The organism is Desulforamulus hydrothermalis Lam5 = DSM 18033 (assembly GCF_000315365.1).
Lineage (GTDB): Bacteria > Bacillota > Desulfotomaculia > Desulfotomaculales > Desulfotomaculaceae > Desulfotomaculum > Desulfotomaculum hydrothermale.
In genome coordinates this window covers 429,162-455,971 of sequence record NZ_CAOS01000003.1, presented here as the reverse complement: position 1 = coordinate 455,971, position 26,810 = coordinate 429,162, and the positions used below count along the sequence as shown (strand labels likewise).

Below are 26,810 nucleotides of genomic sequence, written 5' to 3'. Positions count from 1 at the left end.
GTTCCTATTTAGGAGGAGTGTCTGATGAATGTTTACCTTGATAAATTACAATCGTCCGGATTAAAAATTACGCCTCAACGGCAGGAAATTTTAAGGGTTTTTTTAGAAAGCAATAAACATCACTTAAGTGCGGAAGAAGTGCACAGCAAAATAGTCCGGCGTTACCCCGGGTTAAGTTTGGATACGGTGTACCGCAATCTAAACCTCTTATTAAACCTGGGTATCCTTTCTGAACTAAACTTTGGGGAAAGAAAAAGTTTTTTTGAGCTAAACAAGCAAGAACATCACCATCATATAATTTGTACAAAGTGCGGGATGTCCCAGGAAATTGATTTTTGTCCCCTAACATATATGGATAGTCGACTGGTTGAAAATTTTGAAATAGAAAAGCATAGTTTTGAAATTTTTGGCATTTGTGCAAACTGTAAAGATAAGAAACAAACAGTTGAAACTCGATAATCCGGTGTCAAGGAGAGAAGCCATGCAAAACCTGCCTGTTGTAGAACTAAAAAACGTAAGTTTTACCTATGGTTGTCACCCGGTTCTTAATCAGATCAATTTAATCATAAACAGCGGTGAGGCTGTGGGTTTGGTAGGTCCTAACGGTTCGGGTAAAACCACTCTTTTGAAAATTATTTTGGGTCAATTGAAACCTCAGACCGGCAGTGTGCAGTTGTTTGGCCAAGATATTAATAAATTTAAGGACAGATATAAAATCGGCTATGTATCACAAAGGGCGGTTCATTATAATCCTCAGTTCCCGGCCACGGTAAGAGAAGTGGTAGCTTCCGGCAGGGTAGCCGGAAGGGGAATTTTCCGTCTTTTAACCCGCAGTGACTACAGCCGGGTTGACAGGGTATTGGAACTGGTAGGCTTGAAGGAGTTAAGTCGCCGGCCGTTGAGTATTCTTTCCGGCGGACAGCAGCAAAGGGTGTTTATCGCCCGTGCATTGGCGGCGGAACCTGCCATATTGATTCTTGATGAACCTACCGTAGGGGTTGACCAGGCGGCACAGGAATCCCTTTATAAACTTTTATATCGATTAAATCAAACCGAACAAATGACTCTTCTTATTGTATCTCACGAAACGGAAGGTCTGTCTTCGGTGATAACACGACAGGTTTGTTTAGACAAATATATCTGTACATGTCAGTTTAGCACTACCTCCCCGGCTCAGCTGAGGGAGGGCATATGTGCCAAAAGATTGGCCTTGCAGGTAGCCGAATAGGGGGTGGCTTATGGAAATTTTTCATTATGAGTTTATGCAAAGGGCATTTATAGCAGGGCTAATTGTTGGTTTGATTTGCCCGGTGGTGGGTTTGTTTATTTCTTTAAGAAGAATGTCAATGATTGCCGATGCCCTGTCCCATGTTTGCCTGGCCGGCGTTGCGGCCGGTTTACTAACCGGCGTACATCCGATTGTCAGTGCTTCGGTTTTTGCGGTTACCGGCGCCCTGAGTATAGAAAAATTAAGAGATGTATATAAGAACTACTCAGAAATTGCCATAGCAATTATTCTATCGGCCGGCGTGGCATTGGGCGCCATTCTGTTAAGCTTGGGCAAAGGATATAATACTAATTTTATGAGCTATCTTTTTGGCAGCATTGTGGCCATTAACGAAACGGATATTAAAATTATTGCCTTTACCGGCCTGGTTGTCTTTATGCTGATTATGCTGTTAATGAAAGAGTTGTTTTTTATTGCTTTTGATGAGGAGGGTGCCCGTTTAAGCGGTATCCCGGTTTCTGTTATTACCCTCTCTTTCACTGCTCTGACAGCTTTGACAATTGCCGTGGCCATAAGGGTGGTAGGTATTTTGCTGGTTTCATCACTGATTGTCTTGCCGGTAGCAGCAGCACTGCGCATAGCTCAAAGTTTTAAGGAGGCCATGATAATTGCTGTAATTATGGCAGAAACAGCGGTGTTTATTGGCTTGTTTGCCTCTTTTTATATAAACCTGGCACCTGGCGGAGCCATTGTGATGACGGCGGTATGCCTGCTGGTGCTGACCCTGGTTGTCCGGCAACTCAGGGTTAATGCGGCCCAAAAAGCGGTTTGCAGAGAAATAAGCGGCAACCGGCCTTAGGGCTGGCGGTGCGAAGACCGGAGCCAAAGGGGATCATAAACCGCCGAGAAATGTTTCTTAACACTCCGGCAGGATGGATAAATTCCATCCTGCTGCTTTTAGTCACGATTAATATTATGCTTCATATCACGCACGCCGGTTTTATACGCCATGCCCATTTTTACGCTTTTTTGTGTACCATGCCGGTGCACACTGTTTAACTGAGCTTTTTGTGATTTTATTTCCCTCGGTTGGGTATGGCCTACCGGGCGATGCAGGTAATGCTGAATTTCGGGTAATTTATGTTGCATGCCTTTGCGATATTCATCAATAATTGACATCGTACCACCTCCCTGAAATTATATTGATAGTTTGCCCGCAATCATCTCTCTCCATGAAATTATTTTCTGTTGGCTGGATCGGTGGAAAGTGCTAATATGAATACAAAAAATTTACTTATGCAGGTGTTTTATGCTTAATAAATTTAAAAACCAGTTAATGATATTAATTGGGATTCTTTTGCTGCTCCCGATTTTAATTATCGGAGCTATGTTATATATGGTCAATCACAGCCGTCCGGTGGTGTTGGATGAGCAGCGTGAAGAACTGATTTATGCTGTGGAAGAACTGTCCCGGGCAGTGCCGTCAGATGTAACACATCTGATGAAAATGCATCAAAACAAACCGCGCAAAGAACAAATTAAAGCATTAAATCGTGAACTGGCCGGGGCTGTTATGAAGGTGTTTCAAAAACACCACGGCATTGAATTAGGTTATTATTCAACCGACATGAAGGCGGTACTGGTTCAAATGGGCCAGGACAGCCACCTGCCTTATCTGGATTTTAAGGACATGTTTCTGGATGTATCCGAAGAAACCCAGTGGTCAGAACAAGCCCAGTGGGAGGATGCCTTTGAAAAAGTCATCTGGTCCCAAAAACCTCTGGAACTGGTTCTGGGCGTACCGGGAAACCAAAAACTGATAGTTTTTTGGCCTATGCGGTCAGGTAATCAGGTGGAAGCAGTCATCTGGGCAGGTGAACGGCTGGGCGGCATTAACAAAGAAATCTTGCAAGCCGAAAGCTTTGCCTACACCGTTATTTTCTTCGGTTTCATGTTGGGTTTATGCAGTACCTTCTTCTTGTTGAAAAATTATTTAGATACCGTGGCCAATATCAAAGCAGGGCTGCAGAAAATGCAGGCAGATTTAACTTATGTGATTCCTCCCTCAATAGGTGAACTGGGAGAAATATCTAAAGCCATTAACGATTTAGCTTCCAGATTAGTAAGTGTGCAGAACTATAATGAAATTATTATGGCCAATATTGATGCGGGCATCATCGGGGTTGATACAGACGGCCGCATTGTCAGTGTCAGCTCGACCGCCCGTAAACTTTTCAACTTGCCGGCAGATGTGGTGGGTTACCATTTTTCTAAGGCCTTCTCCGAGAATCCCTATATGGCAAAACTATTTACAGACTGCCTGCAGGGTCAAGAAACTAAGGATGTATTAATAAAATGGCCGGGAGTTGAGGAACGTCAACTGTTAGCCAATACTTCAATTCTTTATGATGCCAGGCAACAAATGGTGGGAGCTGTCTTGAGCTGTCGCGATGTTACTCACCGGCTGCGTTTGGAAGAACAAATGCGGCGACAGGAAAGACTGGCCTCCCTTGGCAAATTGGTGGCCGGGGTTGCCCACGAAATAAAAAACCCTTTAACTTCCATCAGTGGCTATGTCCAGTTTTGGATGAAAAGCAAAGCACCCACTGTAAAATCACTCAATACCATTTACCGGGAAGTCAAACGATTGGATGCTATTGTTAATAAACTGCTGTTTTTCGCTAAGCCCACCAAAACTGTGTTGACCAGAGTAGATATTAATACACTTATTGGCAAGTTGTTAAACTTTTTTACCGAAACCCACGGAGAAACAATTACATTTATTTTTTTGCCAGATTCCGCTCTGCCGGAAGTTAATCTGGATCCGGATCAAATGGAACAAGTTTTTATGAATGTCATTTATAATGCTGTTCAGGCTATGCCCGGCGGTGGTAAAGTAACTTTGCTTACCCGCTATATGGCTGATGAAAAGACCGTAGCCATTGACATAAAAGATACCGGGTGCGGTGTGCCGGAGGAATTATTGGACAAACTGTTTGACCCCTTCTTTTCTACCCGGGCTAAAGGGACCGGACTGGGTTTAACGATAGCTGATGAAATTATCCGCGCCCATGGCGGCAGTATAGAAATAAAAAGCCAGGAAGGTTTAGGTACAACAGTAAGAATCTTATTGCCGGTAACATAGAGAAAACGACAACACAGATATCCGGAGGTGCTCAAGATGTCATCTAAGTTGGTGCTGGTGGTAGATGATGAAGAAAGTGTAAGACAATTTCTTTATGACGTATTAACTGATGCCGCTTACCGGGTGGAAACTGCTGTAGACGGGCAGGAGTGCCTGGATAAACTTGTTAAATTAAAACCTGATGTTTTGGTAACTGATATTCGCATGCCGGAAAAAGACGGTTTATCTTTGCTGGAGCAAATAAAATCTTTGGGCATCACTACACCGGTAATATTAATGACTGCCTTCGGCACTACCGAAGTAGCCATTAAGGCCATGAAATTAGGCGCTTTTGATTATATTGTTAAACCCTTTGACCTGGACGAATTACTAAATTTAGTGCAACGGGCGGCAGAACAAACTGAAACGGTAGCCGCTTTTCGGCCTCACGATCAAGCTGCCGAGCCGGGTGTTGTTAATCTTATAGGCAATTCTCCTGCCATGCAGGCTGTTTACAAAGATATCGGACGGGTAGCAGACAGCAATGCCACGGTCTTGATTCAGGGAGAGAGCGGCACCGGAAAAGAACTGGTGGCCAGAGCCATCCATAACAACAGCTCCCGCCGTCATAAACCCTTCATTAAAATTAACTGCGCCAATTTACCCGACAGTCTTTTGGAAAGTGAATTATTTGGTTATGAAAAGGGGGCTTTTACCGGGGCCGGTGCTTCTAAGGTGGGCAAGTTTGAACTGGCTCATGAGGGAACCATTTTTTTTGATGAGATCGGTGAAATCAGCCTGGCTACCCAGGCCAAGCTTTTACGGGCCATTCAGGAAAAAGAATTTGACCGGGTAGGGGGAACTGCCACCATAAAAGTTGACGTCAGAATCCTGGCAGCCACCAATCGTAAACTCAAACAAAGTGTGCTGGAAGGTGATTTTCGCGAGGATTTATTTTTCCGGCTTAATGTGGTTAATATCGTTATACCGCCCCTGCGAGAAAGAAAAGAGGATATTCCTTTGCTGGTAGCACATTTCCTGGCCAAATATAACAAAGAGTTTAACCGGCAGGTAAAGGGCTTTTCTACAGCAGCCACCCAAATGTTAATGGCTTACGATTGGCCGGGTAATGTGAGGGAATTGGAAAATGTGGTAGAAAGGGCTGTTATTATGGCCAGAGGCTCAGTAATTGTGCCGGAAGATATTGCGCTGGCGGGCAGGCAAGAAAAAACCGACGTCGTACAGGCTAACCGGTCCAACCTTTCACTTAAGCAAATAGTGGCTGACGTTGAGCGCCAGACCATTCTGCAAGCATTGACAGAAAATAATTGGTGCCGCACCACGGCAGCCAGAGTCCTGGGCATTAACCGACGGACCCTTTACGCAAAAATGAAAGAATTAGGTATTGAAGGTGGGCAAAAAATACCCAACGGTGAGTAATTTTATCCCGCTTTTGTCACCACTAAAAATAACCGGAGATGGATTTAAACGGCACATTAGGGCCGTTTTTTTGTATTGATCCGGTAAACATTGCGGATTATCTAAGGATTCATCTGCTGTGCCAGAGGCGGCAAGCGCCCTTTCATATAAGGCAGTTTTCCCTTGCGGTTGGCACTAAATTTGCTTTGTTAAAAGGCAGGAAAGAGAAAAATTTGGGGGACTGCTATATGGAAAGTATCATTTTTGCAGGTGCCGTAACGTTTTTATTAATGGGTATGATGGTGGGAGTTTTATTTCCTGTTTTGGGCAACATGAGTTTTCTTATAGTGGTACCTTCCTTATTATCGGTTGCCGGACTGCCGCCGGCGGCAGCCGTACCGGTTGGCTTGACCCACTTGGCTGCCCTGCTGGTCCCGCCGGCCGTCAACCATTGGCAGGCGGGTAATGTAGATGTTAAATTGCTGTTACTGTTCAGCTTGGGTTTACTGCCCGGCCTCTTAATATCCGAACCGTTATGCCGACTGATGGATAATTCGGGTTGGTGGGTGGCCGTGATCATGGGGGTCTACTTGATGTTGCTGGCAGGGGCGGTGATACACCGTATCCGTCCGCTGCCGCTGCTGCCCAGGCCCAATAACCGGTGGCGAAAGATGCTGGTAAATTTTCTGCACCGACTGCCAGGCAGAGTCTTCTTGCCTACCAGCATGATGGCGGTACCTTTATTGTTCCCTGTAATTTTAGGCGTGCTGTTTGCCGTCGTAGGGAAAATTTGGGGGCCGGCAGCTGTTTTGCTGGTGTGTCCGTGCCTCATCGTGTGTTTAAATATGCCGGTGATTACTGCGGCGGGCAACGCCATGGCGGCAAACTTTATCGGCTTGTTGGCGGTGTCCCTGGGCAGTGGTTTTCTGTCGCTGCCAATTAATATACAAATATTGTTATGGTTATTTCTCGGGTCATCCCTGACAGTGCTGATTCTGTCTGTCTTTTGGCAGCGAAAGCTGTACCCTGTACCTGTAGCGGTAATTTTAGTACTGATTACTTCGGTTACCCTGTGGATTTTGACCGCCGGTCAGTCTGGATTGCATATTTTAATTCAGCATGGCAGCTTCCTCTCCAACCAGTTTGGATGGTTTGGGGGTGTCCAAGGATGAAGGTTGCTGCCATACTTGGTTTAACCCTTAGTCTGATCTTTCCGCTTGTGGCCTGGGCAGCAGACATAACTTGCCAGCTGTCGGAAAAAGAAATTGATGTAGGTTTGCATCCTGCCCGGGAAACTGTTACGGTATTCGGTGAGGCACCGGCAGGTATGCCGGTAGTAATTAAGGTAACAGCACCGGCCAGGCTGGTGCTGGTGACCCTCTACCCTAACAGTTCGCTAATTAAATGCAACGAAGCGGAAGTCCAGGGGTTACCGGGGTATTACCAGGTACTGACATCTGTACCCAGTGAACAAATAAATCAAAAATATTGGCCAATGTTAGGCCTGGATCCTTCATACAAACATTTGCTGCCCGGCGTCTGGGTCAGAATGCGCCAGGATATCCAGGAGGTGTATCAGAAAAACCAGCAGGACTATATTAACCTGGCTGTTAAAATCAAGGAAGAAAAAGATCTTTTTGCTATCCGGCAGGGGGTTGTCAAGAGGAACGGCAGACACTACTGGGCCAGCATACCTCTGGTGGAAGGTATGCCGCTAGGGCAGTTGCATGTCACGGTTACGGCACTGGAACATGATCAACCGATTACTTCCGAACCCCAAACATTAATGCTTAAACCATCTTCCTTGTTAAACCTGGGTTCCCAGGAACTTTCAATTTCTGCCGTGATGGTAATTTCTTTATTTATGGTGCCGGTTATTCTTTTAACCGCAGCCCAAGTTTTAGAAATGGTTGAATACCGCAGGGAACAGGAGCGGCGGGCAAGGCTGCTCAGGGAAATTTGCCAAAGGTAAAGCCGTGGTGACATTACCACGGCTTATCTGGTTAAACCGAACTTTTTGGCTGCTTCTGCCAAGCCGTCACGGTGATCCGGGTGAGCAATGGCAATAAGGGCTTCAGCCCGTTGGCGGTAAGTTTTGCCCCTTAATTTAGCAAAACCGTATTCGGTTACAACATAGTCAACATCGTTTTTACTTAAGCTGACCACAGAACCGCTTTCCAGCATGGGAACAATTTTTGTCCTGCCTTTATGGGTTGAATGCAGCACTACAATACTTTTGCCGTTAATGGAATTCATGGCGCCCCGGGCAAAGTCAACCTGTTCGCCGGTGCCGGAATACAGCTTGGGACCAACCGGTTCGGAGGCACACTGCCCTAATAAATCTATTTCATCCACTGAGTTAATGGCTACCATATTGTTGTTTTTGGCAATAATCATGGGGTCGTTTGTATAGGAAACAGAATGCATTTCAAACAGCGGGTTGTTGTTCATAAACTGATACAGGCGCTTGGTTCCTACCGCTGAACTGCAAATAATTTTACCCTGATGAATATTTTTCCGCCGGTTTGTGACAGCGCCGCAATCCACCAGATCAACAATGACATCAGTAATGAAATGAGAATGGACACCCAACCCTTTTTTAACACTCAAACACTGGGCTGCTGCATTGGCCACCGAACCCAAGCCAAGTTGGATGGTTGAACCGTCATCAACCAACTCGCAAAGATAGTCGCCGATTCGCTGGTCGATTTTGCTTACTTCCGGTTTCTTAACTTCCAGCAAAGGAGATTGATCCTCCACTATTAAATCCGCTTGGGAAATATGAATAAAGCTGTAGCCCATGGTACGAGGCATGTTTGGGTTAACCAGCAGAATTACTTTTTTGGCACAGCCTGCAGCGGCAATGGTGTAATCAACCGACACCCCAAAACTGAAATAACCGTGTTCATCCATGGGGGAAACTGTTCCCATAAATACATCTACTTCCATCTCACGGATAAACCGGGGATACTCGTAAAGATAACCCGGCATTACCCCGGCCCGCCCTTCTTTGACACCACGTTTTACAACACTGCTGGTCAACCAGGAAACATGGCGAAAGTGGCGCTCCATACCCGGTTTGAGATAACTGGCTTCCCGTAAAGGCAACATCTGGTGAATTCTTACATCCTTTAGCTCACCACGACGATTGGCCAGGGCTTCCATTAAAATCTCCGGTTCGGCGGCTCCGGGAGGTACCACAATGTTGTCACCGGAAGAAATAACAGCAACCGCTTCTTCGGCTGTAACGCATTTTTCTCTATACATGGACATGAGCTTTTCTGAGTCTTCAAACAGCGGTCCTGCTTTGAACCATACCAAAAATATCACCTCCATTTCAAATGCTAAGTGAATTATATCACGTAAGAACTGGGAATGAAAGCAGGTGTTGTCATACTTATCAAAGGATTTTGTTTTAAAACCCAAAGCAAACTTTTATAAAATTTAAAATAAAGACTTGGCATTAAAATAATTCGCTGCTTGCCGAAAAAGAATTTGCCTTGCAAATATTGCCCGGATGTGTTAGCATGGCGGTGAAAAAAGTCCGTTAATGTTTCTGATAAAATAAAATGAATAATTTCACAAAGTTGTCACTGCATAAATGATTGAACTGATTAAAATGTTTGGCCCCAGGGGTGAATTTTGTCACCACAAATCAAGGCTGCCGGGGTGGTCTTTATGTTTGAATCTCTTAATGAATATATCAGGGTTATCTATCAATTTAATAAGGCTCAGTATGCTTTGCTGGTGGTAGCTTTGATGTCTGCGGTGGGAGTATCCGTAGGGCTGTTTGCAGAGTTGGTGTTGAGATTATTAAAAATAAAGGGCGAGCCGTAGGAGGGATTAAATTTGCTCCACTTACCCATTGCCAACGCGGATGTAAACGGATGGGCTTTGTTGTATATTGGTTTTATCGTAGGTATATTGGGAGGATTTTTTGGTATCGGGGGAGCGTTTATAGTTACGCCGGCTCTGAATATTTTGGGCTTTCCCATGGCCTTTGCCATTGGCACGGATATTGCTCATATTTTTGGAAAATCTATTGTAGCCACATTTAAACATGCCCTGTTGCGTCATGTTGATTTCAAACTGGGACTTTTTATGGGCCTGCTGGGGATGTACGGTGTTTCATTAGGCAAGCAAACCGTTTTATATCTGGAAAAAATGGGACAGGTGGGTCCCATAGTGAGGATGGTTTATATTATTGTATTATTTACCCTGGGGATTTTCATGATCGGAGAATATTATCGTTACTCCCGCTTGAGCGAAAATGAAAAAATATCTGCCGAAAAAAATAAGCCCCGGCTGGCCGGTTGGGTGCAAAGGCTGAGAGTTGGTCCTTATATAAGTTTTTCTACCTCCCAGGTAAAATCTATTTCTCTCTGGGTTATTTTATTTCTCAGCATTTTCAGTGGCCTGGTTTCGGGTTTTTTGGGTGTCGGCGGGGGATTTATCAGAGTACCTATATTAATTTATGCTCTCGGGTTGCCCACTGTAATGGCTGTGGGAACTGATTTATTTGCTATTCTTATTACTAATTCCTGGGGAGCCTATATTTATGCCCTGGCGGGTAAGGTGGAAATCATTGGCGCCCTGGTTATGGTGGTGGGCGCTGCGGTGGGAGCGCAAATCGGATCGGTGGCCACAGCTTATATCAAAGGTATGAAAATTCGCCTTTATTTCGGTATAACATTATTGTTAGTGGGCGTGTCGGTGTTTCTTAAGCAAATGCTTTTGCCGTTGCTGGCTGCTTACCTGTTGCTGGGTTCTGCCACTGTTCTGGGTATAATCATTGTTTATATGCTGGTAAGGTCAGTGCAAGAACAGGCACGACAGGCAGAAACGGCAGCACAGTTGATAAAACGATAACTAAAGCCACTTGCTGCAAGTGGCTTTAGCTTGTTGGCAAACTTATAGGAGTTTTTATGAACCCGGCCACATGTCAAAATAACTGTAACAGCACTTGATGTTGCACTGCCGGGTGGTTGTTTGTTAATGGCTGCTGCTTTCATTGCTTAAGCGGACTTTTTCCAGCAGGCGGAAGAAGATACTCAAACAGATGGCTACCACCGTAGCCAGCCCCATGCCGCGCAGACTAACCGCCCCCAACTGAACTTGGGCGCCACTGACGCCGATAATCAGCACCACAGAGGTAAGAATCAGGTTGGAGGCTTTGCTGTAATCAACCTTGGCTTCCACCAGCATGCGAATACCCGAGGCGGCGATGACGCCAAACAACAGCAGGGAGACACCGCCCATCACCGGTGTGGGAATGCTTTGAATGGCTGCTGACAGCTTCCCGATAAAGGAGAGGACGATGGCAATCAAGGCGGCGCCGCCAATAACCCAAGTGCTGTACACCTTGGTAATGGCCATAACACCGATGTTTTCACCGTAAGTAGTATTAGGGGTGGAGCCAAAGCAGCCGGACAGCAAGGTAGACAAACCGTTGCCCAGCAGGGAACGGTGCAATCCGGGATCTTTGGCCAGATCACGCCCCACAATGTTGCTGGTGACAAACAGGTGGCCAACGTGTTCGGCAATTACCACCAGAGCTGCCGGAATAATTATCATAATTGCGTCAGCGTTAAATGTGGGGCTGTAGAAGGTAGGCTTGGCAAACCAGGGGGCCTTGGCGATTGCTTCAGTACTGACAAGTCCGGTAAAAATCGAGAGGATATAGCCGGCCACCACCCCCACCAGGATGGGGATAATTGCCAGGAAACCACGGAATATCATGGAACCTAAGATTGTAACGCCTAAGGTGAAAAGTGACACGGTTATAACTTTGGGGTCAGCGACATAGGGTTTGCCGGCTTCGGCGGCCAGGCCGGCCATCTGGGCCGCCACAGGCGCCAGCTCCAGGCCGATGACCGCCACAATGGCGCCCATGGCCGCCGGCGGAAAGACCACATCTATCCATTTGGTTCCCACAGCGCCGATGATTAATGCCACCGCCGAGAAAATGATACCTACGATTATAAAGCCTCCCAGTGCGGCACTGTAGTCATACTTGCCCAAGACCACAAAGACAGGCGAAAGGAAAGCAAAGCTGGAGCCTAAATAGGCAGGAATACGGCCTTTACAAATAAATAAGTACAGCAGAGTACCGATGCCGTTAAACAGCAACACAGTGGCAGGATCCACCTTAAATAAGATCGGTACCAGAACGGTAGCCCCAAACATGGCAAATAAATGCTGCAGGCTGAGGGGCAGCGTTTGTATAATGGGCAGTCGTTCTTCCACTTGAATCTCTCGTTTTACCATTTTCATTCCTCCCTGGCAATTAATGTGCATAAATGTAAAAAGCTCCTTACAGAGTCCTGTAAGGAGCGCATTACCATAAGAATGCAATAATCCTATGTCCTGAACCGCTACCTTATTAGTATCTCTGTACTAATTTAAAGGTACCTTATTTTACATTATATTATCCGCTTGTCTTAAAGTAAGTATAACCTGTCTCCGGCATCCCCGCAACCCGGGGAAATATATCCAATATTGTTAAGAATTGGATCAACAACTGCTGTTATAACAGAGGTCTGGGGAAACTTGCTGCCCACTTGATCCAATCCTTCCTTAACGGCAAATGCGCAAATCACTTTTATGTCAGCGGCATCCGCCCCGCATTCGGTTAAAACTTCTAAAGCTTTAACACAACTGTTGCCGGTGGCCAGCATGGGATCCAGGACAAAAATACGTTTAAAACCAGACAGGTCTTTTGGCAAACTATTAACGTAAAGTTTTGCCTCCAGAGTTTGGTGATCCCGGGATACGCCGATGTGGGCCACCTTGGCTTTCGGCAAAAGGGAGAGAAAGCTGTCCACCAGGCCTAAACCGGCTCTTAAAATAGGTACCAGCAGAATTTTATTATCCTGCAAAACAGTTACCGGGGTCTCCACGCCCAGCGGCGTGGTTACCTGGGATGTGCCAACCGGTGCATCTTTGGTTGCTTCAACAGCCAACAGATATCCCAAACGGGTCATAGCGGACCGGAAAACGGTAATATCGCTGTTTTTGTCCCTCAGAAGTTGAAGCTGTTCATCCACCAGCGGATGGCGTAAAACGGTTACTGATTTCATAGTTAACTGCCTCCTTTATAAATCCGGCAGTTCCATACGCAGTGTGTCAGACACCAGGAGTTGCCAGATGAAATTCCAAATACCACGTTTTCGATAAAAAACAACAAATTCCTCTTTTTTTGTTTATAAATTTTTAAGCGTAAGAGCCAGGTTGCTGACAGGCAACCTGGCCTAGGTAAGTTCCAATGGTTCCGGGTTTAACAAATGATCCCACTTTTGCGGCAAAAATCCCACCACCAAGTGGCCGTTGACATCGAGAGTCGGCGTATCCAAGCCGCCGGTTTTATTGATTAATTCTCCCCTGGCGCCGGGATCCTGGGTGTTTTTTATTTCATAATTGATTCCCTTGCGGTCCAAATATTTTTTTGCTTCATCACAACCTGTTTTATTCCAGGGAGATATAAAAAGTGTTACATGATAATCACCCATGACAGTCCCTCCTTTATCCTGAGGTTAGTGTACCCATTTAGATAGGAAAAACTTCACTTGTAAATAGGACAATAGTCCTATAGCCAACATGAATAATTTTCCTCATAATAAAAAATAAGTAATATTTTATGTTAATATGTATTTTATGTCTTGTATTTGACTTGAAAGGGGATTTTATTTTGTCTAAAGGATTTGTGGACAAATTTCTTACTTTTATTGGTTTCGAAGAAGTGGAAGAGGAAAGTGAAAAACCGGGACTGGCTGCTTTTAAAGATATGAAAAACGTTAAGCATCAGAACCGTGCTGAGTTACAGGCGGTGCCGGCAGCCAGACAAACCAAAATTGTTTCTACCCAGCCGAGAACCTTTACTGATGTTCAGGTGGTGGCAGAGCATTTAAAGGGCGGTCAGCCGGTGATCGTCAATTTGTCACAGGTGCAGCCTGAGGAAGCCCAGCGCATTCTGGACTACGCCAGCGGTGTTGCCTTTGCTTTAAACGGGTCTGCTAAAAAAGTAAATGCAGAGATTTTTCTGTTTGTTCCCAGTGGGATTGATATTGTTGGCGCAGGTGATATAAGAAACTTAAGCCAGGTTGTCGAACCGGTGGAAGAAAAGATAAAATCCCGCTGGTTTAAGTCTGAAACAGCATAATCTTTAGAAAAGCAAAGGGCGGTGAGGGATATTATCCCCAACGGCCCTTTTGGTTTTCTTTAGCCGGCCACAGGTTCTTAGGGTCAAAATTATGCAATGCCGTAAGAAATTTTTGACGCACATCAGGGTACTGGAAGGATAGATCGTTAACCAATTTTTTTATTTCTTCCCGTTTGGTTTTCTTGTTAGCCGGGCAGGGGTTATGAATTACCGGGATGTTTTTCTGGGGCAGCAATTGCAGTATCTGGGATTCAGTAACGTAAACAAAGGGTCTGATTAATGTAAGCCGGGCACGATCTAAATAAGTTTTGGGCGAAAAGGTTTTCATGTTGCCGTTATAAAGCAAACTCATTAAAAAGGTTTCCAACACATCATCCAGGTGGTGAGCCAGTGCTACCTTGTTATAGCCCAGCTCCAGGGCCGTATTATGCAAAGCACCCCGGCGCAGATTGGCGCACAGGGCACAGGGATTGCTTTCCTTTCTGATGTCAAATAATATGGCGCCAATATCTGTGGCTTTTACGGTTAAAGGTATGTCCAGCCGGCGGCAATAATCTTTTAACGGTTCTATCTCAGCTCCCAGCCCCATATCCAGGTGAACAGCGTGCAATTGGAAAGGAATTTTTCTTAGATATCTTTGGCGGTACATATTTAGGCAAAAGAGCAGCGAATTACTGTCTTTGCCGCCGGATACTCCCACCACCACCTTATCGCCGGGTTGGATAAGGGAGAAGTGGGTTATGGCTCGGGTTACCTGGGTTAACATGGATTTTGGCAAATTATTACTCATGTTTTTTCTCCTGACTTTTTTAATATTGTTTTACTAAGCTGCCCGGGACTCCGGAGTATATAAATATTCCACCTTTTGCTCCCTTGCGGGGCACACATAATAAATTATTTATTTTATTGTGTAGTTTGTCCAGTATAAAAAAGTTATGAGCGGTCAGATTATTTATCAGGGGGGGAAAAACATGGCCAAATACATGAGTGATGCCCTGAAGTACGAGCTGGCCCGGGAGATGGGTGCAGCAGACCGTATCCAAGGCAACGACTACGGTAATCTCACCTCAAGGGAGTGCGGTAATTTCGTTAAGCTGGCGATACAGAGGGCGGAACGCAGCATGTTATAACTTCCCCGATGCCGGTCCACAGTTGTGGGCCGGTATTTCTTTTTTTCAGTCTTACTATTGTCATGCGGGCGACTGTTTTGGATTTCGCCAGCGAAATTAGTTTTAGCGAAAACCATCATTGTTTGAAACAACATGAAATAAGATTTAAAAAAGTCACCCCTTGAAGAATCCTTATAAATCAAGGGGTGCAAAACTTGTCGATTTTTCTGAATTAAGCTGTTTAAAGTAATAGCGAGAAAAATATAGAATCACAGCGAATACAAAAATAAAATAAACCAGGACCCATTAAAAGGCAAAATATGGGCTCTGATTCATGCCTGCAAAGGTTTGCTCTCGCTATAGTCTGTGATAAACTTAACTAAAGTAAAATCGAAAATAAGGGGGGTGGACCTGTGTATATTATAACCGAAGGAGGCCCCAAGGCGCTAGACCTTAATTTCACAAAAGTGGTTAATGAACGCAGCGGACAGGAAATTCAGACTTGTTACCAGTGCCAGAAATGTGCCTCCGGATGCCCCATTGCTGAATACGGGGATATGGATACCAATCAAGTTCTCCGGATGATTCAGTTTGGCCTAAAGGAAGAGGTCCTTAAAAGTAAAGCCATCTGGATTTGTGTGGGGTGTGAAACCTGCGGTGCCCGTTGCCCTAACGGCATTCGTATTGCAGCTGTCATGGATACCCTGCGGGAAATGGCTATTGAAGAAGGAGTAGCGCCGGCGGAAAAAGATATTTATTTATTCCACCAGTGTTTCTTGGACTCTGTAAAATCCCATGGCAGAGTTCATGAAGGCACCATGCTGATGAGATATAAACTGAAAAGCGGCCACTTGACGGATGATGTAGGGGTGGGTTTAAAAATGTTTTTGAAAGGAAAACTTGCCCTGTTCCCGCACAGTGTTCCCAGTAAAACGGAAGTTCGCCGCATTTTTGAATGGGCTAAGAAAAAGTAAGTTTAAGTATTGCAATGGGTTCTGCGGAAGGTAGGGGATTAACAGATGAAATTGGCTTATTATCCGGGTTGTTCCCTGGAAGCAACAGCCAAAGAATTTGACAGTTCGGCACGGGCTGTCTGCAAAGCGCTGGATATTGAACTGGCAGAAATCCCGGAATGGACCTGCTGCGGGGCTACCTCCGCCCACGCCACCAATCACAACCTGTCAGTAGGCCTGCCCGCTTTAACAATCAAGCAGCTTCAGCAGATGGGTCTTGATTGTGTAGTGCCCTGTTCAGCTTGTTTTAACAGACTTAAAACTGCAGAGTACAACATGATAAATAATACCGCATTTCGTCAAGAAATGGAGCAACTGTTAAGTTTTAAATTTGACGGTCAGCCCAGAGTATACGACTTGTTAGCTTATATTGTAGAAAAGATCGGCCTGCCGGCCATTAGCCAAAAGGTTCAGAAACCTTTGAAAAATCTTAAGATTGCTTGCTATTACGGCTGTTTGTCCGTACGTCCCCAGGCCATAACCGGTATTGACAGTGTTGAAAACCCTATGCAGCTTGATAACTTGGTAAAAACTTTGGGGGCTACACCTGTCGCATGGTCCTATAAGGTGGAATGTTGCGGTGCCGGCCATTCAGTGGCCAAGTCATCCATGGTAACTGATTTGTCAGGGAGAATCCTGGCCAAGGCGCGTGCGGCGGGAGCTAATGCGGTGGTTAATGCCTGCCCGCTGTGTCAAACCAACCTGGAGATGCGTCGGCCTCCGGGCGAGGATTTACCGGTGCTTTTCTTTACCGAATTGATGGGACTGGCTTTCGGGTTGCCTGAAACACGCCACTGGTGGAGCAAGCACCTGGTGGATCCCAGTAAACTGGCAGATTCTGTACAGGCTGGGGCAACTTCGTAATGGGATGGAGGTTAACGTAAATGAGCAACGTCCAAACCGATAAGAAATTAACCGGTGCGGCAATGGTTGTGGGCGGTGGCATCTCGGGCATGCAATCCGCCCTTGACCTGGCTGAATCCGGTTTTAAGGTTTATTTATTAGAGGAACAACCTGCCATTGGGGGTACCATGGCCCGGCTGGATAAAACTTTTCCTACCAACGACTGTGCCATGTGTATTATGTCGCCTAAGCTGGTAGACACCGGACGGCATAAAAATATTGAAATTATTACCGGCGCCAAAGTCAAAGCAGTAACCGGGGAACCTGGCAATTTTAAGGTGACAGTGCAGCAGAAAGCCCGCTATATCGATATAAAAAAGTGTACCGGCTGTGGTGATTGCGCCCGGGTTTGCCCCGTTGAACTGCCCAACGAATTTAACGGCGGCATTGATACCCGTAAAGCCACTTACAAATTGTATGCACAGGCTACACCAAACGCTTTTGCCATAGATAAAAGGGGAGTTGCCCCCTGTCGGGCTGCCTGTCCGGCCGGCATTAATGTGCAGGGTTATGTGCAGTTGATTAAGTCCGGCAAATATCTTGATGCTTGGAAAATGATTTATCAGGAAATGCCTTTCCCGGCCATCTGCGGCCGCATTTGCGCCCATCCCTGCCAAACTGCCTGTAACCGTGGTAAGGTGGATGAGCCCATTCAAATTGCTACTCTCAAAAGATTTGCTGCCGATCATGCTTATCAAAAAGATATTAACGAATTACCTTTACCGCAAAAAGAAACTGAACGTGATGAAAGGGTAGCGGTTATCGGGTCCGGTCCGGCTGGTTTGTCCTGTGCTTATTTCCTGGCTTTAAAGGGATATCAGGTAACTATATTTGAGGCTTTGCCGGTTACCGGCGGGATGATGCGGGTAGGCATACCGGAGTACCGGTTACCCAAGAAATGGCTTGATTTGGAAATTGATTTAATTAAGCGCCTGGGCGTTGAAATTAAGGTAAATACCGCCCTGGGCAAAGATGTTACCATAGACGGTTTGTTTAAAGACGGATACAAGGCTATTTTTCTGGGCGTCGGTGCCCAAAAAGGATTTAACCTGAGGGTACCGGGCAGCGACTCCAAGGGAGTAATTACAGCTGTAGAGATGCTGCGCCAAGTGGGATTGGGCAATAAAGTTTCGGTGGGCAAAAAAGTTGCCATCATCGGCGGTGGTAATGTGGCCATGGACGCTGCCCGTGTATCCCGCCGGCTGGGTGCCGAAGTCCACGTCTTTTCACTGGAAGCCGAGGGTAAATTACCTGCCAGTGCGGAAGAAATCCATGAAGCCCTGGAGGAAGGCATTGTTTTCCACTATGCCCAGAGTGTACAAGAAATTAAAACCAGTCAAGGCAAGGTCAGCGGGCTGGTAACTGCCAATGTAATCAGTATTTTTGACGAACAAGGCCGTTTTGCGCCCCGGTGTGGCGAGGAAATTGCCCAATGGGATGGTTTTGACGGGGTTGTGGTGGCTATCGGTCAAACCCCGGATTTATCCTTCGTGGGTGACAAACCCTTAACCAACCCTCAAGGCAACCGCATTGCGGCAGACCCGGACACCTTGGCCACCGGAGTACCCGGTATTTTTGCCGGCGGTGATGCCTTTACCGGACCGGCCCTGTTGATTGATGCTGTAGGTGCCGGTAAACGAGCTGCCATAAGTATACACCGTTATCTTCAGGGAGAAGATCTCAAAGCCGGGCGTCAATTCAAGGTGCCGGAAGAAAAAATTGCCCCCATACCAAGGCCGGCGGATTCTTATGACAAGCAGCCCCGGGTCAAGCAGTCCTATGCGCCGCCTGAGCGGCGATCCACCAATACAGAAGAGGTTTGCCTGGGTTTCACTCCCGAACAAGCTCAGGCAGAAGCAGCCCGCTGTCTTAACTGTGCCATTTGTTCTGAATGTTTGCAGTGTGTAGATGCCTGCCTGCCCAAGGCCATCGACCACAGTATGCAGGATCGGGAGTTTGAGCTTGAAGTTGGGGCGTTAATAATGAACCCTGGTTTTAAACCATATGATCCGTCAGAGTTGACGCTGTATGGTTATGGCAAACTGCCCAATGTGGTTACCAGTATCCAGTTCGAACGGATTTTGTCAGCCAGCGGGCCCTTTGCCGGGCATATGGTGCGTCCTTCGGATCACAAAGAACCCACCAAAATTGCCTGGATTCAGTGTGTTGGTTCCCGTAATGAGCGGATTGGCAAGGGCTACTGCTCATCTGTTTGCTGCATGTATGCCATTAAGCAGGCCATCATTGCCAAGGAGCACAGCCACGATCCCCTGGAGGCCAAAATATTCTATATGGATATGCGAACTCCCGGCAAGGATTTTGAACGTTATTTAAACCGAGCCAAGGATGAGCATGGCGTACAATTTATTCGTTCTCGTATTTATGGTATTGATCCTGCCAAAGACGGCAGTGATGATGTACTAATTCGTTATGCCGACGAAGCAGGCAACCTTTACCATGAAACCTTTGATATGGTGGTGCTGTCCGTAGGCTTGTCAGCTCCCGAGGGAGCTAAAGAACTGGGGCAGGCTGCCGGTATCCGGTTGGATAAATACGGTTTTTGCCGTACCGGTACCTTTACACCGGGCTGCAGCTCCAGGGAAGGTATTTATGTCAGCGGTGCCTTTGGCGAACCAAAGGATATTCCGGAAACCGCTGTAGATGCCAGTGCCGCAGCTGCCATGGTTTCCCGGTTGCTGGCACCTGCCCGCGGCACGATGACTGCTGTACAGGAGTTTCCGCCGGAAAAAGATGTCACCAATCAGTTGCCCAGAATCGGCGTGTTTGTTTGCAACTGCGGTATTAATATCGGCAGTGTAGTTAAAGTATCCGAAGTGGCGGAGTTTGCCAAAACCCTGCCGGGAGTGGTGCATACCGAAGAATTTTTGTTTACTTGCTCACAGGATAACATTATTAAGATTAAAGAACGCATTCAGGAACATAACCTGAACCGGGTGGTGGTAGCCTCCTGCACTCCCAGAACCCACGCTCCGTTGTTCCAAAGCAGCATGCGGGAAGCCGGTTTAAATCCTTACTTGTACGAGCATGCCAACATTCGTGAGCAGTCCTCCTGGGTGCACCGGGAACATCCGGCGGAAGCAACCGAAAAAGCCAAGGATTTAGTTAAAATGGCTGTTTACAAGGTGCGGTTGTTAAAGCCTGTGCAAACCACTTTTATTGATGTCAATCAGCGGGTGCTGGTGGTGGGCGGCGGCGTAGCCGGCCTGACGAACGCCCTGTCTTTGGCGGAACAGGGTTATGCCGTTACCCTGGTAGAAAAAACCGGCAACTTAGGCGGCCGGGCCACCGAACTGCGGTACAGCCTGCAGGGCGAAGACATACCCGCCTTTGTGGCAAAACTGAAAGCCGATGTAACAGCCAATCAATTAATAGATGTGGTCCTTAACGCCCAGGTCACAGAGGTAACCGGTTATCTGGGCAACTATAAAACCACTCTGGTACAAAGCGACGGCAACAAGCTGGAGGTAGAACACGGGGCGGTTGTAATTGCCACCGGCGCCGATGAAGTTGTACCGGACAGCTACCTCTATGGCAGCCATCCGGCGGTGATAACCCAAACCCAATTGGAGCAAAAACTGGCCGACCAGGGGCTGGGAGATGCCCGGACAGTTGTTATGATAAACTGTGTTGGTTCGAGAGAACCGGACAGACCATACTGCAGCAGGGTTTGTTGCAGTCAAGCCATTAAGAACGCTTTGCAGGTTAAAAAATTGAATCCGGCTGCTCAGGTGGTAATCCTGTACCGAGATATTCGTACTTACGGCTTCAAAGAAGAATATTACACCGAGGCCAGGCGGCAGGGCGTTATCTTTATCCGCTACAGTCTTGACAATAAACCGCAGGTGGTTGCCAACGGCAACAAAGTAACTGTAACCGTAAACGATCATGTGCTGCAGCAGCCCGTTAAAATTGATGCTGATATTTTAGCCCTGGCTAACGGAATAAAACCAAGGCCGGATACTGAAGTTCTAAGCCAGCTGTTTAAAGTTCCTTTAAACGCGGACGGTTTCTATCTGGAGGCTCACATGAAGTTGAGGCCGGTTGATTTTGCGGCGGACGGGCTTTACCTCTGCGGTTTGGCCCATGGACCCAAGACTGTTAATGAGTGCATTGCCCAGGCCAATGCGGCATCCATCCGTGCGGTAACTTTGTTGTCCAAGGGCAGGCTGGAATCGCTGGGCATTACCGCCGAAGTGGATTTGGAGCTCTGCAAGGGCTGCGGCATTTGTGTAAGCGCTTGTGCTTACGGTGCCCGGGTGCTGGACGAACGCAGGGGAGTTGCCTATGTACGGGAAGTGCTTTGCCAGGGCTGCGGTGCCTGCGTGGCAGCTTGCCCCAGTGGCGCTACCCAGCAAAAAGGCTTCGCCAAAGATCAGCTGCTGGCCATGATGGATGCGGCTCTGTGATGGGAGGTTGGAGGAACCTATGACGGATAAAAAACAAATCGGTGCGGTTCTGGTTGTGGGCGGAGGCATATCAGGCATGCAGTCCGCCCTGGACCTGGCCGAAGCAGGCTACCGGGTATATCTGGTGGAGAAAAAGCCCGCCATCGGTGGAACCATGGCCAGGCTGGACAAAACCTTCCCCACCAACGACTGTGCCATGTGCACCATGTCACCCAAACTGGTTGATGTGGGGCGGCATCTTAATATTGAAATTATTACCGGGGCAGAGCTGGTTGGCTTAGAAGGGGAGCCGGGCAACTTTAAAGCCAAGGTGCTGCAGCAGGCCCGCTGTGTCAGTTTAGACAAATGTATCGGCTGTGGTGCTTGCGCTGAGGCATGTCCGGTGAAGGTGGAGGATGATTTTGACGGCGGTTTAGGCAAGCGTAAGGCCATTTATAAATTGTATGCCCAGGCTACCCCCAACGCTTATGCCGTGGATAAAAGCAAATGTTTAAAAATCAAAAATCCCAAGGCCTGCGGCAAATGTATCAAGGCCTGTCCGGCAGGAGCCATTGACCACAGCATGGCTGACACCGAACTGGAGCTGGCAGTGGGTGCAGTAATTTTAAGCCCGGGTTTTGAACCGATGGACGGCAACCTGCGGGAAGAATTTGGCTGGGGGCGTTTCCCCAACGTATTAACCAGCCTGCAGTTTGAGCGGCTGCTTTCAGCCAGCGGTCCCACCATGGGCCACCTGGTACGTCCTTCGGATCATGTGGAGCCCAAGCGAATTGCTTTTATTCAATGCGTTGGTTCCCGTGACAGCGCCAAGGGCAATCATTACTGTTCGGCTGTTTGCTGCATGTATGCCACCAAACATGCCATTATTGCCCAGGAACATGAACCTGGTCTGCAAACCAAGATTTTTTATATGGATGTACGGGCTTATGGCAAAGATTTTGAAAAATATTATGACCGGGCCCGCCTGCAGCACGGGGTACAATACGAAAAAGCCATGGTTTCTACGGTAAAAGAAGATCCTGCCACCCACAACCTGATCATCCGCTATCGCAATGCTGACGGTTCCTTTAGCGAAGAAGAATTTGACATGGTAATTTTATCGGTAGGTTTAAAACCTGCTTCGAGCAATGCCAAACTGGCCAGGGCTTGCGGTATTGAATTAGACGAATACGGTTTTTGCCAGACCTCAGAATTTATTCCCGGCCAGACCAGCCGGTCCGGGGTATTTGCCAGCGGTGCCTTTTGTGCCCCCAAAGACATTCCGGAAACCGTGGTTGACGCCAGTGCAGCAGCAGCCAATGCATCACGTTTATTAAGCGCCGTGCGGGGTACCCTGAGCAAGGTCAAGGAATACCCGCCGGAACGGGATATCACTCAGGAAGAACCAAGGGTGGGCGTGTTTGTTTGCAACTGCGGTATTAATATCGGCAGTGTCGTGCGGGTACCGGAAGTGGCCCAATTTGCCGCAAACTTGCCCGGCGTGGTACACAGCGAAGAATTCCTGTTCAGCTGTTCCCAGGACAGTATTGAAAAAATTAAAGAACGGATTAACCAGCATAAGTTAAACCGGGTCGTAGTGGCTTCCTGTACACCCAGAACCCACGCTCCCCTGTTTATGAGCAGCCTGAAAGAAGCGGGACTTAACCCTTACCTGTTTGAACAGGCAAATATTCGGGAGCATGCCTCCTGGGTGCATAGGGATCAACCGGATGCTGCCACCGAAAAAGCAAAAGATTTAGTTAAAATGGCGGTGGCAAAAGTTAAATTGCTTAAGCCGGTGTACACCTCATTTATGGACATCAATCGCCGGGCTCTGGTAATCGGCGGTGGCGTCGCCGGGATGACCGCGGCCCTTAACCTGGCAGACCAGGGCTTTAAAGTAATCCTGGTGGAGAAAAATGATAAGCTGGGTGGTAATGCCCTGGAAGTTAAATATACCATGAAAGGCAGCGATCCGGCTCAGCTGGTAAACCGACTGGTGCAAGAGGTGCAAAAGCATCCCGGCATTGAACTTAACCTTAATTCCACTGTCAAAGAAGTGTCAGGGTATTTAGGCAATTATCAAACCACCTTGAATACGCCCGGCGGTGATCGACCGGTGGAGCATGGTGTAGTGATAATAGCCACCGGGGCTGAGGCTGCTGCCACCACAGAATACCTTTACGGGCAACACCCGGGCGTGCTGACCCAGCGGGAATTGGAACATCGGCTGGCGAGCACCGGTCTTGGCAAGGCACGCAACATTGTTATGATTCAATGCGTGGGCTCCCGCAACAGTGAGCGACCCTATTGCAGCCGTATTTGCTGCTACAGTGCCGTGAAAAATGCCCTGAAAATTAAAGAACAAAATCCTGAGGCCAATATATTTATTCTTTACCGGGATGTTCGCACCTATGGTTTTTATGAAAAATATTACGCCGAGGCCAGAAAAAAAGGCGTGGTCTTTGTGCGCTACACCTTGGAACAGCCACCCAAAGCAGAGGCTGACGGGGATAAATTAAAGGTTATCGTTACCGACCACATTTTAAAAAGGGAACTACAATTAGATACCGATCTTTTGGTACTTAGCACCGGTGTTATTCCCGCCCAGGGTACGGAAACCTTAAGTCAAATCTTCAAAGTATCTTTAAACGCAGACGGTTACTTCCTGGAAGCTCATATGAAACTGCGGCCGGTGGATTTTGCTGCTGACGGATTATACCTGTGCGGCCTGGCCCACTCGCCTAAACTGATTGAAGAATCCATTGCCCAGGCCAATGCTGCCGCTATCCGGGCCACAACCCTGCTGTCTAAGGACAAATTGGAATCTCTGGGTAATGTAGCCATGGTTAACCCCAAGTGGTGCAAGGGATGCGGATTGTGTGTGCAGGCTTGTCCATACGGGGCAAGAGTGCTAAATGAACTGACCGGCGTGGCAGAAGTGCTGGATGTGCTATGTCAGGGCTGCGGGGCCTGTGTGGCCACCTGTCCCAGCGGTGCCTGCCAGCAAAAGGGCTTTGAGAAAGGGCAAATCATCGCCATGTTGGATGCCAGTAACAGCTAGGCTTAAAGGAGGGTAATGAAATGAGTGTACCTGAACAAAAAATTCAAACTGAGTTCGAACCCAAGATTATCGCCATACTCTGTAACTGGTGTTCCTACACCGGTGCGGATTTGGCCGGTACAGCCCGTATCCAGTATCCCCCTAACGTAAGGATTATCCGAGTAATGTGCAGCGGTTCGGTGGACCCACTTTATATGATTAAACCCATTCTTGACGGTGCGGATGCCGTTTTGGTGGGTGGTTGACACGAAGGTGACTGCCACTATGGTAGTGGCAATTACAAGGCCCGTCGTAAAGTGGCCATTGCCAGAAACGTACTCCAACAACTTGGTATCCCCGATGAGCGGTTATGGCTGCGCTTTATCAGTGCTTCCCAGGGTGCCTACTTTGGGGAAGTTATCACTGAAATGACCCAAAAGCTGAAACAGCTAGGACCTAACCCGCTGCGTAAAAACTGGGAAATCTAAGGTGGGAGGCGTTATAGAATGAATACTTACTTGTTAAAACCAGGCGGAGGGAATACCCTGGGTGCCGTTCAGGAGTTTTTTAAGTCATTAATTACCTCCGGTAAGGTTAGTGCTGTATTGGCCCCCCGTGAGGTGGCAGCAAAAACCAATGTGGTACCTGTCTTAATAAAAGATCCGGCCCTGTTTGAGGGGGTTAATCCTTTTGCACCGGTTAACAGCTTTAATACAGCCAGGTTAGTGGCCAACCTTTCCCGTAATTTGCCGGCAAAGGTTGCAGTGGTACTCCGATCCTGTGAACTGCGTGCCCTGTACGAACTGGTTAAGCTGCAGCAGGCCAAGCTGGATAATTTGCTTATTATCGGTGTGGATTGCGCCGGTACTTTTGCGGCCAAAGATTATGCCGCCATGGTTAAAGAAAATAATTTTGATGCTAAACAATGGGTCAACATGGCTGCCGACGGCAAAAACCCTACCGGAGCAGCACAGCGTAGGGCCTGTACCGTATGTGCCTATCCCGAAGCAGGCAACGCTGACATTATCTTGGGCTGGCTGGGGATGGGCGGCAACCTGTTAATAACTGCCAGAGATGAAGTTGATCTTGCCGGACTGGATGGTTTAGTATCTGCCAACACGCCGGATACCAGGATTAAATTATTGGCCAAGCTGGCGGAAGAAAAGAAACAGGCCAAAGAGAAGGCTGTTTCTGAATTTAAAAATAACGTGACAGATATGGAAAAACTGGCTGCTGTACTGGCCACCTGCATTAAGTGCCAGAACTGCCGGCAGGCCTGCCCCATTTGCTTCTGCCGTGAATGCGTGTCCGCCGGTCCTATTTTTGACCATAACGGTGAAAAATACATGGAATATGCTAAGCGGAAAGGCGCCATCGAACTACCGACTGATACCGTGTTATTCCACCTGACCAGGGTCAACCATATGGGTCTCTCCTGCGTTGGCTGCGGGCAGTGCGAAAATGCCTGCCCCATGGATATTCCCGTCGGTCTTATGTTTCAGGCCCTGTCCCAAGCCAACCAGGACCGTTTTGCCTACGAGCCGGGACGCTCGCTGGATGAACCTATACCTTTGACTGTTTATAAAGAGCATGAGCTGGAAGAACTTAATACCGGCAAACACTAAAAACAATTGAAGCCACCCCTCGGGGTGGCTCAATTCATATTTAAGTATAAACAAGACATAATAAAGCAAGAAGAATAAAGGGGGTTTTTTTCAGTGCAGAAGGATATTTTTGTAGTGGGCCTGATGGTGGATGAGCGAAGCACCAAAGCGCCTGATGTACAGCAAGTGATTACTCGCTACGGGAGCAATATTTTATGCCGTAACGGCATCCCCAGCCCCAGCCGGGAAAGGGGTATCATTACATTAACTATGGAAGCCACAGAGGAAGAATACCGGCAAATGGAACGAGAACTGCAGGAACTGCAGGGGGTTACGGTAGACAGCATTCATTTCCGGCAACCCGAATCATTCCAAGTCTGCCACCAAAGTTAGCCTCTGAAATATGCAAAAATAAAAAAGGCTCAACCATCGGACATGGCCGGTGGTTGAGCCTAACCTCTTTTAAAGACAGGCAGGGATCCTTGATCATTCCTTGGAAATCTTCCTCTAAGATTAATACTTGTCAATTGCTTTTTCCAAAATATCCCGGTTATCCAACAAACGCATAATTTTTTGGCCGTCCTGCTCTAACCTTAGCAGTTCGTTTATGGTTTTTAACAATTGTTCCATTTCATCTTTTGTCATGAGAGGTAAGAATTCTATCAATTCAGATGGGGGAGCGTAGGGTGAAATCATATACTTCACTTCCTTAAGCGTTTTTCGTGATAAAATATGCTGAAGGAACAAAAAAGGTTACCAACGTCAGGGTACATAGCTATTCCTTGACGGTCTGTTAATCTTGA

At 47.3% G+C, this 26,810-nt stretch carries 25 protein-coding genes; 18 read left to right on the top strand and 7 right to left on the bottom strand.

Going from position 1 to position 26,810, the window contains the following annotated elements; translation table 11 throughout:
* Positions 1–24: 24 nt before the first annotated feature.
* From DESHY_RS03195 to DESHY_RS03185, 3 genes are read left to right on the top strand one after another with little or no spacing between them, the layout of a single operon-like run.
* Positions 25–459 carry a Fur family transcriptional regulator gene (locus DESHY_RS03195; protein ID WP_008410374.1) on the top strand — a complete coding sequence of 145 codons (435 nt, stop codon included), beginning with the start codon at positions 25–27 and terminating at the stop codon, positions 457–459.
* A 22-nt stretch (positions 460–481) separates the two neighbouring features.
* On the top strand, positions 482–1,228 hold the full coding sequence (locus tag DESHY_RS03190) for a metal ABC transporter ATP-binding protein (protein WP_008410373.1): 747 nt from the start codon (positions 482–484) through the stop codon (positions 1,226–1,228).
* Positions 1,229–1,238: 10 nt separating this feature from the next.
* The gene (locus tag DESHY_RS03185; protein WP_008410371.1) at positions 1,239–2,087 is read left to right on the top strand and encodes a metal ABC transporter permease; all 849 of its coding nucleotides are present in this window, start codon (positions 1,239–1,241) and stop codon (positions 2,085–2,087) included.
* A 98-nt stretch (positions 2,088–2,185) separates the two neighbouring features.
* On the opposite strand, the gene DESHY_RS03180 is transcribed toward DESHY_RS03185, so the two are convergent.
* A complete protein-coding gene (locus DESHY_RS03180) occupies positions 2,186–2,407 on the bottom strand; it encodes a hypothetical protein (protein ID WP_008410370.1) in 222 nt (73 codons plus the stop codon).
* A gap of 130 nt (positions 2,408–2,537) precedes the next feature.
* Here DESHY_RS03180 and atoS point away from each other — a divergent pair, with 130 nt between their 5' ends.
* The 4 genes from atoS to DESHY_RS03160 all read left to right on the top strand — a co-directional run bounded on the left by atoS (position 2,538) and on the right by DESHY_RS03160 (position 7,743).
* On the top strand, positions 2,538–4,373 hold the full coding sequence (gene atoS / locus DESHY_RS03175; RefSeq protein WP_008410368.1) for a two-component system sensor histidine kinase AtoS: 1,836 nt from the start codon (positions 2,538–2,540) through the stop codon (positions 4,371–4,373).
* Positions 4,374–4,409: 36 nt separating this feature from the next.
* Positions 4,410–5,792, top strand: a complete 1,383-nt coding sequence (locus tag DESHY_RS03170) for a sigma-54-dependent transcriptional regulator (RefSeq protein WP_008410367.1) — start codon at positions 4,410–4,412, stop codon at positions 5,790–5,792.
* A 227-nt stretch (positions 5,793–6,019) separates the two neighbouring features.
* Positions 6,020–6,943 (top strand): TSUP family transporter, encoded by a 924-nt coding sequence (locus DESHY_RS03165; RefSeq protein WP_143147820.1) that lies wholly within the window; start codon positions 6,020–6,022, stop codon positions 6,941–6,943.
* A complete protein-coding gene (locus tag DESHY_RS03160; RefSeq protein ID WP_008410363.1) occupies positions 6,940–7,743 on the top strand; it encodes a TIGR02186 family protein in 804 nt (267 codons plus the stop codon). The genes DESHY_RS03165 and DESHY_RS03160 overlap by 4 nt, the downstream gene beginning before the upstream one ends.
* Positions 7,744–7,766: 23 nt before the next feature.
* On the opposite strand, the gene DESHY_RS03155 is transcribed toward DESHY_RS03160, so the two are convergent.
* Entirely contained in the window at positions 7,767–9,092 is a 1,326-nt protein-coding gene (locus tag DESHY_RS03155; RefSeq protein ID WP_008410362.1) for an acetyl-CoA hydrolase/transferase family protein, read from the bottom strand.
* Between the two features lie 321 nt (positions 9,093–9,413).
* Between DESHY_RS03155 and DESHY_RS03150 the strand changes: the two genes are divergently transcribed.
* Positions 9,414–9,608, top strand: a complete 195-nt coding sequence (locus DESHY_RS03150) for an MFS transporter (RefSeq protein WP_235695503.1) — start codon at positions 9,414–9,416, stop codon at positions 9,606–9,608.
* A 12-nt stretch (positions 9,609–9,620) separates the two neighbouring features.
* Positions 9,621–10,640: a sulfite exporter TauE/SafE family protein gene (locus DESHY_RS03145; protein ID WP_008410360.1), complete on the top strand. Its 1,020-nt coding sequence runs from the start codon at positions 9,621–9,623 to the stop codon at positions 10,638–10,640.
* Between the two features lie 123 nt (positions 10,641–10,763).
* On the opposite strand, the gene uraA is transcribed toward DESHY_RS03145, so the two are convergent.
* From uraA to DESHY_RS03130, 3 genes are all read right to left on the bottom strand, one after another.
* A complete protein-coding gene (gene uraA, locus DESHY_RS03140) occupies positions 10,764–12,038 on the bottom strand; it encodes a uracil permease (protein ID WP_008410359.1) in 1,275 nt (424 codons plus the stop codon).
* 173 nt (positions 12,039–12,211) lie between these two features.
* Entirely contained in the window at positions 12,212–12,850 is a 639-nt protein-coding gene (gene upp / locus DESHY_RS03135; protein ID WP_008410358.1) for a uracil phosphoribosyltransferase, read from the bottom strand.
* 171 nt (positions 12,851–13,021) lie between these two features.
* Positions 13,022–13,279 (bottom strand): glutaredoxin domain-containing protein, encoded by a 258-nt coding sequence (locus DESHY_RS03130; protein ID WP_008410357.1) that lies wholly within the window; start codon positions 13,277–13,279, stop codon positions 13,022–13,024.
* Positions 13,280–13,458: 179 nt separating this feature from the next.
* On the opposite strand from DESHY_RS03130, the gene DESHY_RS03125 reads away from it, so the two are divergent.
* Positions 13,459–13,929 carry a cell division protein SepF gene (locus DESHY_RS03125; protein WP_048817825.1) on the top strand — a complete coding sequence of 157 codons (471 nt, stop codon included), beginning with the start codon at positions 13,459–13,461 and terminating at the stop codon, positions 13,927–13,929.
* Between the two features lie 31 nt (positions 13,930–13,960).
* Here DESHY_RS03125 and DESHY_RS03120 read toward each other — a convergent pair whose 3' ends face one another.
* Positions 13,961–14,719 carry a tRNA lysidine(34) synthetase gene (locus tag DESHY_RS03120; RefSeq protein ID WP_008410354.1) on the bottom strand — a complete coding sequence of 253 codons (759 nt, stop codon included), beginning with the start codon at positions 14,717–14,719 and terminating at the stop codon, positions 13,961–13,963.
* Between the two features lie 181 nt (positions 14,720–14,900).
* Here DESHY_RS03120 and DESHY_RS03115 point away from each other — a divergent pair, with 181 nt between their 5' ends.
* The 8 genes from DESHY_RS03115 to DESHY_RS03080 all read left to right on the top strand — a co-directional run bounded on the left by DESHY_RS03115 (position 14,901) and on the right by DESHY_RS03080 (position 26,400).
* Positions 14,901–15,059 carry a small, acid-soluble spore protein, alpha/beta type gene (locus DESHY_RS03115; protein ID WP_008410353.1) on the top strand — a complete coding sequence of 53 codons (159 nt, stop codon included), beginning with the start codon at positions 14,901–14,903 and terminating at the stop codon, positions 15,057–15,059.
* A 392-nt stretch (positions 15,060–15,451) separates the two neighbouring features.
* The gene (locus DESHY_RS03110; protein ID WP_008410352.1) at positions 15,452–16,012 is read left to right on the top strand and encodes a 4Fe-4S dicluster domain-containing protein; all 561 of its coding nucleotides are present in this window, start codon (positions 15,452–15,454) and stop codon (positions 16,010–16,012) included.
* A 45-nt stretch (positions 16,013–16,057) separates the two neighbouring features.
* Complete coding sequence (locus DESHY_RS03105) at positions 16,058–16,915, top strand: CoB--CoM heterodisulfide reductase iron-sulfur subunit B family protein (protein WP_008410351.1); 858 nt, start codon at positions 16,058–16,060, stop codon at positions 16,913–16,915.
* Between the two features lie 20 nt (positions 16,916–16,935).
* Positions 16,936–21,381: an FAD-dependent oxidoreductase gene (locus tag DESHY_RS03100; RefSeq protein ID WP_008410349.1), complete on the top strand. Its 4,446-nt coding sequence runs from the start codon at positions 16,936–16,938 to the stop codon at positions 21,379–21,381.
* 19 nt (positions 21,382–21,400) lie between these two features.
* Positions 21,401–24,424, top strand: a complete 3,024-nt coding sequence (locus DESHY_RS03095; RefSeq protein WP_008410348.1) for a CoB--CoM heterodisulfide reductase iron-sulfur subunit A family protein — start codon at positions 21,401–21,403, stop codon at positions 24,422–24,424.
* A 20-nt stretch (positions 24,425–24,444) separates the two neighbouring features.
* Positions 24,445–24,891 carry a hydrogenase iron-sulfur subunit gene (locus DESHY_RS03090; RefSeq protein ID WP_152412011.1) on the top strand — a complete coding sequence of 149 codons (447 nt, stop codon included), beginning with the start codon at positions 24,445–24,447 and terminating at the stop codon, positions 24,889–24,891.
* 18 nt (positions 24,892–24,909) lie between these two features.
* Positions 24,910–26,028: a 4Fe-4S dicluster domain-containing protein gene (locus DESHY_RS03085; RefSeq protein WP_008410345.1), complete on the top strand. Its 1,119-nt coding sequence runs from the start codon at positions 24,910–24,912 to the stop codon at positions 26,026–26,028.
* A gap of 93 nt (positions 26,029–26,121) precedes the next feature.
* A complete protein-coding gene (locus DESHY_RS03080; RefSeq protein ID WP_008410344.1) occupies positions 26,122–26,400 on the top strand; it encodes a TM1266 family iron-only hydrogenase system putative regulator in 279 nt (92 codons plus the stop codon).
* 120 nt (positions 26,401–26,520) lie between these two features.
* On the opposite strand, the gene DESHY_RS03075 is transcribed toward DESHY_RS03080, so the two are convergent.
* Complete coding sequence (locus tag DESHY_RS03075) at positions 26,521–26,703, bottom strand: hypothetical protein (RefSeq protein ID WP_008410343.1); 183 nt, start codon at positions 26,701–26,703, stop codon at positions 26,521–26,523.
* Between the last annotated feature and the right edge of the window lie 107 nt (positions 26,704–26,810).

Bases quoted from the DNA above. Each gene is read 5' to 3' on its own strand.
- DESHY_RS03195 (WP_008410374.1), top strand. From the start codon at position 25: ATGAATGTTTACCTTGATAAATTACAATCGTCCGGATTAAAAATTACG.
- DESHY_RS03190 (WP_008410373.1), top strand. From the start codon at position 482: ATGCAAAACCTGCCTGTTGTAGAACTAAAAAACGTAAGTTTTACCTAT.
- DESHY_RS03185 (WP_008410371.1), top strand. From the start codon at position 1,239: ATGGAAATTTTTCATTATGAGTTTATGCAAAGGGCATTTATAGCAGGG.
- DESHY_RS03180 (WP_008410370.1), bottom strand. From the start codon at position 2,407: ATGTCAATTATTGATGAATATCGCAAAGGCATGCAACATAAATTACCC.
- atoS (WP_008410368.1), top strand. From the start codon at position 2,538: ATGCTTAATAAATTTAAAAACCAGTTAATGATATTAATTGGGATTCTT.
- DESHY_RS03170 (WP_008410367.1), top strand. From the start codon at position 4,410: ATGTCATCTAAGTTGGTGCTGGTGGTAGATGATGAAGAAAGTGTAAGA.
- DESHY_RS03165 (WP_143147820.1), top strand. From the start codon at position 6,020: ATGGAAAGTATCATTTTTGCAGGTGCCGTAACGTTTTTATTAATGGGT.
- DESHY_RS03160 (WP_008410363.1), top strand. From the start codon at position 6,940: ATGAAGGTTGCTGCCATACTTGGTTTAACCCTTAGTCTGATCTTTCCG.
- uraA (WP_008410359.1), bottom strand. From the start codon at position 12,038: ATGGTAAAACGAGAGATTCAAGTGGAAGAACGACTGCCCATTATACAA.
- upp (WP_008410358.1), bottom strand. From the start codon at position 12,850: ATGAAATCAGTAACCGTTTTACGCCATCCGCTGGTGGATGAACAGCTT.
- DESHY_RS03130 (WP_008410357.1), bottom strand. From the start codon at position 13,279: ATGGGTGATTATCATGTAACACTTTTTATATCTCCCTGGAATAAAACA.
- DESHY_RS03120 (WP_008410354.1), bottom strand. From the start codon at position 14,719: ATGAGTAATAATTTGCCAAAATCCATGTTAACCCAGGTAACCCGAGCC.
- DESHY_RS03115 (WP_008410353.1), top strand. From the start codon at position 14,901: ATGGCCAAATACATGAGTGATGCCCTGAAGTACGAGCTGGCCCGGGAG.
- DESHY_RS03105 (WP_008410351.1), top strand. From the start codon at position 16,058: ATGAAATTGGCTTATTATCCGGGTTGTTCCCTGGAAGCAACAGCCAAA.
- DESHY_RS03100 (WP_008410349.1), top strand. From the start codon at position 16,936: ATGAGCAACGTCCAAACCGATAAGAAATTAACCGGTGCGGCAATGGTT.
- DESHY_RS03095 (WP_008410348.1), top strand. From the start codon at position 21,401: ATGACGGATAAAAAACAAATCGGTGCGGTTCTGGTTGTGGGCGGAGGC.
- DESHY_RS03085 (WP_008410345.1), top strand. From the start codon at position 24,910: ATGAATACTTACTTGTTAAAACCAGGCGGAGGGAATACCCTGGGTGCC.
- DESHY_RS03075 (WP_008410343.1), bottom strand. From the start codon at position 26,703: ATGATTTCACCCTACGCTCCCCCATCTGAATTGATAGAATTCTTACCT.